The organism is Micromonospora sp. NPDC002411 (assembly GCF_053592955.1).
Map to the genome: position 1 here is coordinate 1 of NZ_JBSFBM010000331.1, position 7449 is coordinate 7449.

A 7449-nucleotide genomic window follows, 5' to 3' on the forward strand; every position below is an offset into this window, starting at 1 on the left:
TGGGGGCTTTGAACACGATCACCTCACCGCGGTGCGGCGACCGGAAGTCGTAGACCAGCTTGTTGACCAACACCCGGTCATCGATCTTGAGTGTGTTCTCCATGGACGGAGAGGGGATGAAGAAGGTCTGCAGCACGAAGGCGCGGACCAGAACCGCGACCAGGATCGCCACACCCAGCAGGATCGGCAGCTCCTTCCAGAAGGAGCTGCGCGGCTTGTCGGTCTGCTCGTCAATCACGCCAAGGAGCCTACGTTGCCGGACTGGACGTCACCGTCCGGAACGCGCGGGAACCACGCAGCGCGGCTACCAACGCCGGGACCATCAGCACCACGTCACCCTGCGGGGTCGGTCGCACCGGTGGTGCTCCGGGGGAGGCCGTGGCCGGCCCGGACACGTCGTCGAACGTCGACGGCACCGACAACGAATTCCACCGTGACGAGGGCCAGACCACCATGAAGGCCCGACCGACGACGTTGTCGATCGGCACCGGGCCCTGGCAACGGGCGTCCTGGGAGACCTCGCGGTGGTCACCCATCACGAAGAGCTGACCCGGCGGTACGACCACCTCGTCGAAGCGCCGGGAGCGGCACTCCGACGGGTTGGGCGGAAGGTCCAGCGGGGAGTCCCGCAGCACGTACGGCTCGTTGAGGGGCGTGCCGTTGACCGTCACCCGCCCCTGGCTGTCGCAGCAGGCGACCCGGTCGCCGGGAACGCCGATCACCCGTTTGATGAAGTCCTTCTCACCGGGGCGGCTCACCCCGACCAGGTCGCCGACGGTGCGGGCGAGCCGACCGGCGACGCCCGGCTTCGGCTGCTCGTCGACCTGCGGCGCCCAGCGGTCGGTGCCCCGGAAGACGACCACCTCACCGCGTACCGGGTCGCGGACGTCGTAGACGACCTTGTTGACCAGGACCCGGTCCCCGACGAGGAGGGTGTCCTCCATCGAGCCGGACGGGATGAAGAACGCCTGGAGCAGGAAGGTGCGGATCAGCACGGCGAGGCAGAACGCGACCACCAGCAGCAGCGGAAGCTCCTGCCAGAGGGGCATCTGTCGGCGGGTACGGCGAGCCCGCCGGCGCCACGGATCGACGGTGCCGTCCTCGTCAAGCGTCTGCACCACGCCACTCCCCGGTCCACAGAAGCACTACCGCCCGGGAGCCTCGACGAGGCTCCACGGGCGGTAGTGAACGGCTGTCCGCCGCGTGGGCGGACCCGCCGCTTCGCTGCGCCCGTACGACCAGGGTAGTGCGGTCTGGTCGGTACGGCATACGCGCAGCTCAGGCGGCGTGGCGAGCGGGAAGTCAGCTGGGCTGCTTCTCCCGCTTCTCCTTGATCTTGGCCTTCTTGCCGCGCAGCTCGCGCAGGTAGTAGAGCTTGGCGCGGCGCACGGCGCCACGGGTCACGACCTCGATCCGGTCGATGCCCGGGCCGTTGAGCGGGTAGGTCCGCTCGACACCGACACCGAAGCTGACCTTGCGGACCGAGAAGGTCTCGCGCAGACCGTCACCCTGGCGGCGGATCACGACGCCCTGGAAGATCTGGACACGGGACCGGTTGCCCTCGACGACGCGGGCGTGCACCTTGACGGTGTCACCGGCCCGGAAGTCGGGAAGGTCGGTCCGCTTCGACTGGGCGTCAAGGGCGTCCAGGATGTTCATCGCTGCGTCCTCGTAAGGCTCACGGCGCACCGTCACTCGGTGCGCGGGTGGGTGATTCTGATCCCCGGGTGGTGGTCGGCGGGCCGACCCCGGTCGGGGATCCTCGCAGCCGCCCGCGGGCGCGGACGGATACGGCAACCTCCCTACTTTGCCACATCCCCCGGCGGCACCTGAAATCCGGCCTGGTCCAGGGCCGCGATGTCCCGTTTGTCGAGCCGATCGGCGGGTAGGGCGGCCAGCAGGTCGGGACGTCGGGCGGCGGTCCGCAGCAAGCCCTCCTCGCGTCGCCAACGGGCGATCTTGCCGTGGTCTCCGGAGCGGAGCACCTCCGGCACGTCGTGCCCGCGCCAGCTCGGCGGCTTGGTGTAGATCGGTGCCTCCAGCAACCCGTGCGCGTGCGACTCCTCGTCGAGCGAACCCGCGTTGCCCAACACCCCCGGCAGCAACCGGGTGACCGCCTCCACCATCACCAGCACCGCGACCTCGCCGCCGAAGAGCACATAGTCACCGAGCGAGACCTCGGTCACCGGCATCCGGGTGGCGGCGTGCTCCAGGACGCGTTGGTCGATGCCCTCGTACCGGCCGCAGGCGAAGAGCAGGTGCGACTCGGCGGCCAACTCGTACGCCATGGCCTGGGTGAACGGGACACCGGCCGGCGACGGCACCAGCAACCGGGGCGGCGGAGCCTCGGCCGGCGCGAGCGCGTCCAACGCCGCACCCCACGGCTCCGGGCGCATCACCATCCCCGGCCCGCCGCCGTAGGGGGTGTCGTCGACGGTGCGGTGCACGTCGTGGGTCCAGGTCCGCAGGTCGTGCACGGCGAGTTGGAGTACGCCGTTGGCCCGCGCCCGCCCGATCAACGACAGGTCCAGCGGGGCGAAGTACTCCGGGAAGATCGACACGACGTCGACGCGCATGCGGGGTGGTCCTAAAGGTCGAGCAGGCCGGCCGGCGGGTCGACGATCACACGTCCACCGGCCAGGTCGACCTCGGGGACGATCGCCCGGACGAACGGAATCAACGCGGTACGCCCCTCGGGGCGCCGCAGGACCAGCAGGTCCGAGGAGGGGGCGTGGTCGATCCGGGCGACCTCGCCCAGACGCTCGCCGGCCGGGGTGACCACGGCCAGACCCACCAACTGGTGGTCGTGGAACTCCTCCGGATCGTCCGGCGGGGCCACGTCGGCGCTGTCCACCACGAGCAGGGTGCCGCGCAGCGCCTCGGCGGTGTTGCGGTCCAGGATGCCGTCGAACGCGATCAGCACCCGACCCTGATGGAAGCGAGCTTCCTCGATGGTCAGCTCCGCAGGCACCTGGAACGGCACCCCGGGCTCATCGACGGTTGGAGGGGGTGTCGCCCCAGGCTCAGTGCGCAGCACTGTGCCTGGGGCGAACCGTGCCTCGGGTTCGTCGGTCCGCACTTCCACGGTGACCTCACCGCGGACACCGTGCGGCTTGCCGATCCTGCCGACGACGAGCTGCATCAGTACGAGTCGACGATGTCGACGCGCACGCCGCGCCCGCCGATGGAGCCGATCACCTGACGCAGCGCCTTGGCGGTCCGGCCGGACCGCCCGATCACCGTGCCGAGGTCCTCGGGGTGCACGCGGACTTCGAGCCGCTTGCCCCGACGGGAATCGACCATCCGCACCCGGACGTCGTCCGGGTGGTCGACGATGCCCTTGACCAGGTGCTCCAACGCCGGACGCAGAGGCATGTCAGGCCTGCTCACCGGCGTCGGCAGCCGGGGCCTCGGCCGGAGCCTCGGTCTTCGGAGCCTCGGCAGCCGGAGCGTCGGCCTTCGGAGCCTCGGCAGCCTTGGCGGCCTTCTTGGCCGGCTTGGCCGGGGTCTCCGGGGCGAGCCCGGCGGCGGCCTTCGCCTCAGCCTCGTACGCGGCCTTACGGTCGGCCCGCTCGGCGGCGACCTTCAGCGGCGGCGGGGCCGGCAGGCCCTTGTACTTCTGCCAGTCACCGGTCAGCTCCAGCAGCCGCTGCACCGCCTCGCTCGGCTGAGCGCCGACGGACAGCCAGTACTGGACCCGCTCCGACTTGACCTCGATGATCGAAGGGTCTTCCTTCGGCTGGTAGACCCCGACGAACTCGATCGCCCGACCGTCACGCTTGGTGCGCGAGTCGGCGACGACGATGCGGTACTGCGGGTGGCGGATCTTGCCCATCCGCAGGAGCCGGATCTTTACGGCCACAGTTGTTACGCTCCTGTTGCGATTTCACCGGCCCGTGTGGGCGGTGTGCATGGGTGAGCGCCGACCGGACCCGTGGGGTTGGGCCGGAGACTACTCGGTGGACTAGCGACGCGCCCGGGTTAGAGGGCGCCGGACGCGCGCCGGATACCAGCGACCCATTCTGCCAGATCCGATGCCGATGTCCCGCATCGGGCCCGGACGCCGCGTCACCGGTGACCGGAGACACCCTCACCGCACCGGCGGACGGTCCCATCCTGGCGGAAGTTCGTCCGGTACGTCCCAGTCTGGCGGAGGTGTGAAGTCGCACCAGGTGCCGTCGAACGGGAACTCACCGGCCTCGGCGAGGGCGATCACCCGCTCCCCCTCGGCCCGGACCGCCTTCTCGTCCGTCACCCAGTAGTCGTCCCCGAAGGCGAGCCGCTCGACGAACTCGTCCTCGTCCTTCCACTCCCAGCTCAGGTCCGGGCGCACCACCACGTCGAGGTCCTGGTCCACCACGTCGACGCCGGCCACCGGGCCGTCGTCCCAGCGGACACCGTGCTCCTCCAGGTTGACGTACCAGTGGGCGAACCGACCCTGGGCGTCGCGGAACCACCAGACGGAGTGCGCCGCGCCGGTCGGCAGGAACTTCAGCAGCGGCGGGCCGTTCCAGCGCCCGTGCGCCAACCGGTACGACGAAGAGATCCACTGGGCGAAGGGCATCGCCCGCATGCCCCGGCCCGCCTCGGTCACCTCGTGAGCCACCGGCGAGTCCCGGGCGATCCACACCAGCAGACCCCGCTCGTCGTCGCTGACCACGCGGCCCGGCCGGACCCATCCGATCCGACCGTGCCGCACGTTCCGGTGCATGATCAACCGACCCGGCGCGAAGTGGTCCACCGGCCCGCTCGAGGGCACCTCAGTAGGCGCGGGCGAGGATGGCGACCAGGTCGGGCTCGTCCTCGGAGTCCGGCACCGAGCCGTCGGCGCGCACCAGGCAGCGAACCGTGACGCCCTGACCGTTCGCCTCGGCCTCGCCGGCCACACCGACCGCCGACCACGGCACCCGGGCCCAGCCCGTCGCGGCGGCCTCGATCGCCTCGGCCAGGGTCGCGACCTCCACCGTGCGCGACTCGCGGTTGGCCAGCGCCTGGTCGTGCAGCACCTGCTGGTCGGTCTCCAGCGCCGCCAGCACCGCGGCGACCACGTCGGCCACCGGCGTCGGGGACTTCGACCCGTCGGTGCGGCGCACCACCGTCGCGTTGCCCACGGCCAGGTCGCGAGGGCCGACCTCGACGCGTACCGGATAGCCACGCAGCTCGGCGTCGACGGCCCGGCGGCCGAACGCGGTGTCGGTCCGGTCGTCGAGCGCGACCCGGACACCGGCGTCGCGCAGGCCGTCGTGCAGCTTGGCCGCCGCCTCCGCGACGCCCTCACCATCCTTGACGATCATGATGTACGCCTGGATCGGGGCCAGCTTCGGCGGCACGCGCAGACCGTTGTCGTCGCCGTGCGCCATGATCAGGCCACCGAGCATCCGGGTGGACGTGCCCCAGGAGGTGGTCCAGGCGTGCTCCCGGCCGCCCTCCTTCGAGGAGTAGCTGATATCGAACGCCTTGGCGAAGTTCTGACCCAACTCGTGGCTGGTGCCCAGCTGGAGCGCCTTGCCGTCGCCCATCATGCCTTCGCAGGTGTACGTGGCCGTCGCGCCGGCGAACCGCTCACGGGCCGTCTTCAGGCCCACCACCACCGGAATGCCGATCACGTTGACCATCAGGTCCTCGTACGCCTCGTGCAGGATCCGCCGCGCGTACGCCCGGGCGTCCTCGCGGGTGGCGTGCGCGGTGTGCCCCTCCTGCCAGAGGAACTCGCTGGTACGCAGGAAGATGCGCGGACGAAGCTCCCACCGGACCACGTTCGCCCACTGGTTGAGCAGGAGCGGCAGGTCCCGGTACGAGTCGATCCACTTGGCCATGAACTCGCCGATGACCGTCTCGCTGGTGGGGCGCACCACCACCGGCTCGGCGAGCTGCTTGCCGCCACCGTGGGTGACCACCGCGAGCTCCGGCGAGAAGCCCTCGACGTGCTCGGCCTCACGCTTGAGGTAGCTCTCCGGGATGAAGAGCGGGAAGTACGCGTTCTCCGCACCCGCCGCCTTGATCCGGGCGTCCATCTCGGCCTGCATACGCTCCCAGATGGCGTAGCCGGCCGGTCGGATGACCATGGTGCCGCGGACCGGGCCGTTGTCGGCCAGCTTTGCCTTGGCGATCAGGTCCTGGTACCAGCGGGGAAAATCCTCCGCACGGGGAGTGAGCACGCGTGCCATGACCGCACATCCTATGCGCCGCTCATCGGGGCAGTGCGGTCGGGCGCGGCATCGTTAGCATCTGCCGTCATGACCCCCCTCGATCCGCGCCCCGGCGCGGCCTTCAACCCGGCGCCCGACCCCGTCGAGCTGGCACACCTCGCGACCCGATGGGTGCGCTGGGTGGCCCGGCACCGGCAACCCGCCAATCCGATCGGCGACGGGTCCGGCCGGCACGCCGGGCACCACCAACCCGCCGACGTGTGGTTCCTCGCGGGTACGTTCGGTGGCTCTGCGCAACGCAGTTGCGTGGTTCCCGCCGGACGACCGCTGTTCTTCCCGGCCTTCTGCTGGTGGCAGGTCGGCCGCACGGACGAACCGGCGGAGGCCATGGACAGCGCGACCGGTCACGCGCAGCTCGACGGAGTGGCCGTCGCCCTGCGCGAAGCCGGTTCGGCCCAGTCGTTCCCGGTCAGCGGCTTCTTCAACAACGTCGTCACCGTCTGGCCGTGGCCCAGGCCGGTCTCCTGCTGGGGTCTGTGGGCACTGGTGCCGCCACCCGCCCCCGGTCAGCACGAGCTGAGCTTCGGTGGCAGCGACGGTGGGCGGTTCTGGGTCGAGGCGCAGTACCAGATCGACGTGCGCTGAACCGCCTACACTTCGACCACCATGATTGAACGGAGCGGCACCACCCCGGTGCGGGACAGCATCGTCGACGCCGCCCGCGCACTGACCGTGGCGACCGGTTGGGACGGCGTCCGGATGGGTGCCGTCGCGGGTGCCGCCGGGGTGAGCCGGCAGACCGTCTACAACGAATTCGGCAGCAAGGCCGGGCTGGCCGAGGCGCTGGCCCGGCGAGAAGTGGACACCTTCGTCGGCGACGTCCGTGCCGCCCTGCTCGCGAACGGCGCCGACGTCCGGGCCGGCGCGTACGCGGCGATCGCGCACACGCTCACCACCGCGGCGGAGAACCCTCTGGTCAAGGCCATCCTGAGCAGCGCCCGGGGCGGCTCGGACGAGCTACTTCCGTACCTCACCACGCGGGCCGAGGTGGTGCTCACCGAGGCGTCCGGCGCGCTGATCGACTGGGCCGGCGACCACCTGCCCGGAGCGGACCAGGCCACGCTGGCCTTCGCCGCCGACACGACCGTCCGGCTGGTGGTGAGCCACATCGTGCTCCCGCGCGCCCCGATCGACCAGACCGCCGCAGCTCTCGCCGATCTGGCCGTACATCTCTTCAGCGCCGCCGTCCGCCCACCCCACTGAATCCCCCGCGCCCCCGCGCCCGCGCCCGCGCCCGCGC

At 70.9% G+C, this 7449-nt stretch carries 11 protein-coding genes; 2 read left to right on the plus strand and 9 right to left on the minus strand.

The features are described from left to right. The 9 genes from lepB (ACWCO3_RS28500) to proS form a co-directional block, all read right to left on the minus strand. A partial coding sequence (lepB, locus tag ACWCO3_RS28500; RefSeq protein ID WP_450012967.1) for a signal peptidase I occupies positions 1 to 238 on the minus strand: 238 nt, incomplete at its 3' end. A 10-nt stretch (positions 239 to 248) separates the two neighbouring features. Then, positions 249 to 1121, minus strand: a complete 873-nt coding sequence (lepB, locus tag ACWCO3_RS28505) for a signal peptidase I (RefSeq protein WP_145785080.1) — start codon at positions 1119 to 1121, stop codon at positions 249 to 251. 181 nt (positions 1122 to 1302) lie between these two features. Then, complete coding sequence (rplS, locus tag ACWCO3_RS28510; RefSeq protein WP_088991045.1) at positions 1303 to 1659, minus strand: 50S ribosomal protein L19; 357 nt, start codon at positions 1657 to 1659, stop codon at positions 1303 to 1305. A gap of 143 nt (positions 1660 to 1802) precedes the next feature. Continuing rightward, a complete protein-coding gene (gene trmD, locus ACWCO3_RS28515) occupies positions 1803 to 2576 on the minus strand; it encodes a tRNA (guanosine(37)-N1)-methyltransferase TrmD (protein WP_354889475.1) in 774 nt (257 codons plus the stop codon). Between the two features lie 11 nt (positions 2577 to 2587). Beyond that, positions 2588 to 3142, minus strand: a complete 555-nt coding sequence (rimM, locus tag ACWCO3_RS28520) for a ribosome maturation factor RimM (RefSeq protein ID WP_145785082.1) — start codon at positions 3140 to 3142, stop codon at positions 2588 to 2590. Further along, a complete protein-coding gene (locus ACWCO3_RS28525; RefSeq protein WP_172862164.1) occupies positions 3142 to 3402 on the minus strand; it encodes an RNA-binding protein in 261 nt (86 codons plus the stop codon). The genes rimM and ACWCO3_RS28525 overlap by 1 nt, the downstream gene beginning before the upstream one ends. Beyond that, positions 3377 to 3862 carry a 30S ribosomal protein S16 gene (gene rpsP, locus ACWCO3_RS28530; RefSeq protein WP_145785083.1) on the minus strand — a complete coding sequence of 162 codons (486 nt, stop codon included), beginning with the start codon at positions 3860 to 3862 and terminating at the stop codon, positions 3377 to 3379. Before rpsP ends, ACWCO3_RS28525 begins: the two co-directional genes overlap by 26 nt. Before the next feature lie 228 nt (positions 3863 to 4090). Beyond that, positions 4091 to 4711: a DUF402 domain-containing protein gene (locus ACWCO3_RS28535; protein ID WP_145785830.1), complete on the minus strand. Its 621-nt coding sequence runs from the start codon at positions 4709 to 4711 to the stop codon at positions 4091 to 4093. Positions 4712 to 4760: 49 nt separating this feature from the next. Continuing rightward, positions 4761 to 6167: a proline--tRNA ligase gene (proS, locus tag ACWCO3_RS28540; protein WP_145785084.1), complete on the minus strand. Its 1407-nt coding sequence runs from the start codon at positions 6165 to 6167 to the stop codon at positions 4761 to 4763. 69 nt (positions 6168 to 6236) lie between these two features. Here proS and ACWCO3_RS28545 point away from each other — a divergent pair, with 69 nt between their 5' ends. Together ACWCO3_RS28545 and ACWCO3_RS28550 are read left to right on the plus strand one after the other, a co-directional pair. Continuing rightward, positions 6237 to 6794 (plus strand): signal protein, encoded by a 558-nt coding sequence (locus ACWCO3_RS28545; RefSeq protein WP_145785085.1) that lies wholly within the window; start codon positions 6237 to 6239, stop codon positions 6792 to 6794. A 21-nt stretch (positions 6795 to 6815) separates the two neighbouring features. Next, on the plus strand, positions 6816 to 7412 hold the full coding sequence (locus ACWCO3_RS28550; RefSeq protein ID WP_145785086.1) for a TetR family transcriptional regulator: 597 nt from the start codon (positions 6816 to 6818) through the stop codon (positions 7410 to 7412). Positions 7413 to 7449: the final 37 nt, after the last annotated feature.

Coding starts and splice junctions, on each gene's coding strand:
- rplS (WP_088991045.1), bottom strand. CDS start 1,659: ATGAACATCCTGGACGCCCTTGACGCCCAGTCGAAGCGGACCGACCTT.
- trmD (WP_354889475.1), bottom strand. CDS start 2,576: ATGCGCGTCGACGTCGTGTCGATCTTCCCGGAGTACTTCGCCCCGCTG.
- rimM (WP_145785082.1), bottom strand. CDS start 3,142: ATGCAGCTCGTCGTCGGCAGGATCGGCAAGCCGCACGGTGTCCGCGGT.
- ACWCO3_RS28535 (WP_145785830.1), bottom strand. CDS start 4,711: ATGCACCGGAACGTGCGGCACGGTCGGATCGGATGGGTCCGGCCGGGC.
- proS (WP_145785084.1), bottom strand. CDS start 6,167: ATGGCACGCGTGCTCACTCCCCGTGCGGAGGATTTTCCCCGCTGGTAC.
- ACWCO3_RS28545 (WP_145785085.1), top strand. CDS start 6,237: ATGACCCCCCTCGATCCGCGCCCCGGCGCGGCCTTCAACCCGGCGCCC.
- ACWCO3_RS28550 (WP_145785086.1), top strand. CDS start 6,816: ATGATTGAACGGAGCGGCACCACCCCGGTGCGGGACAGCATCGTCGAC.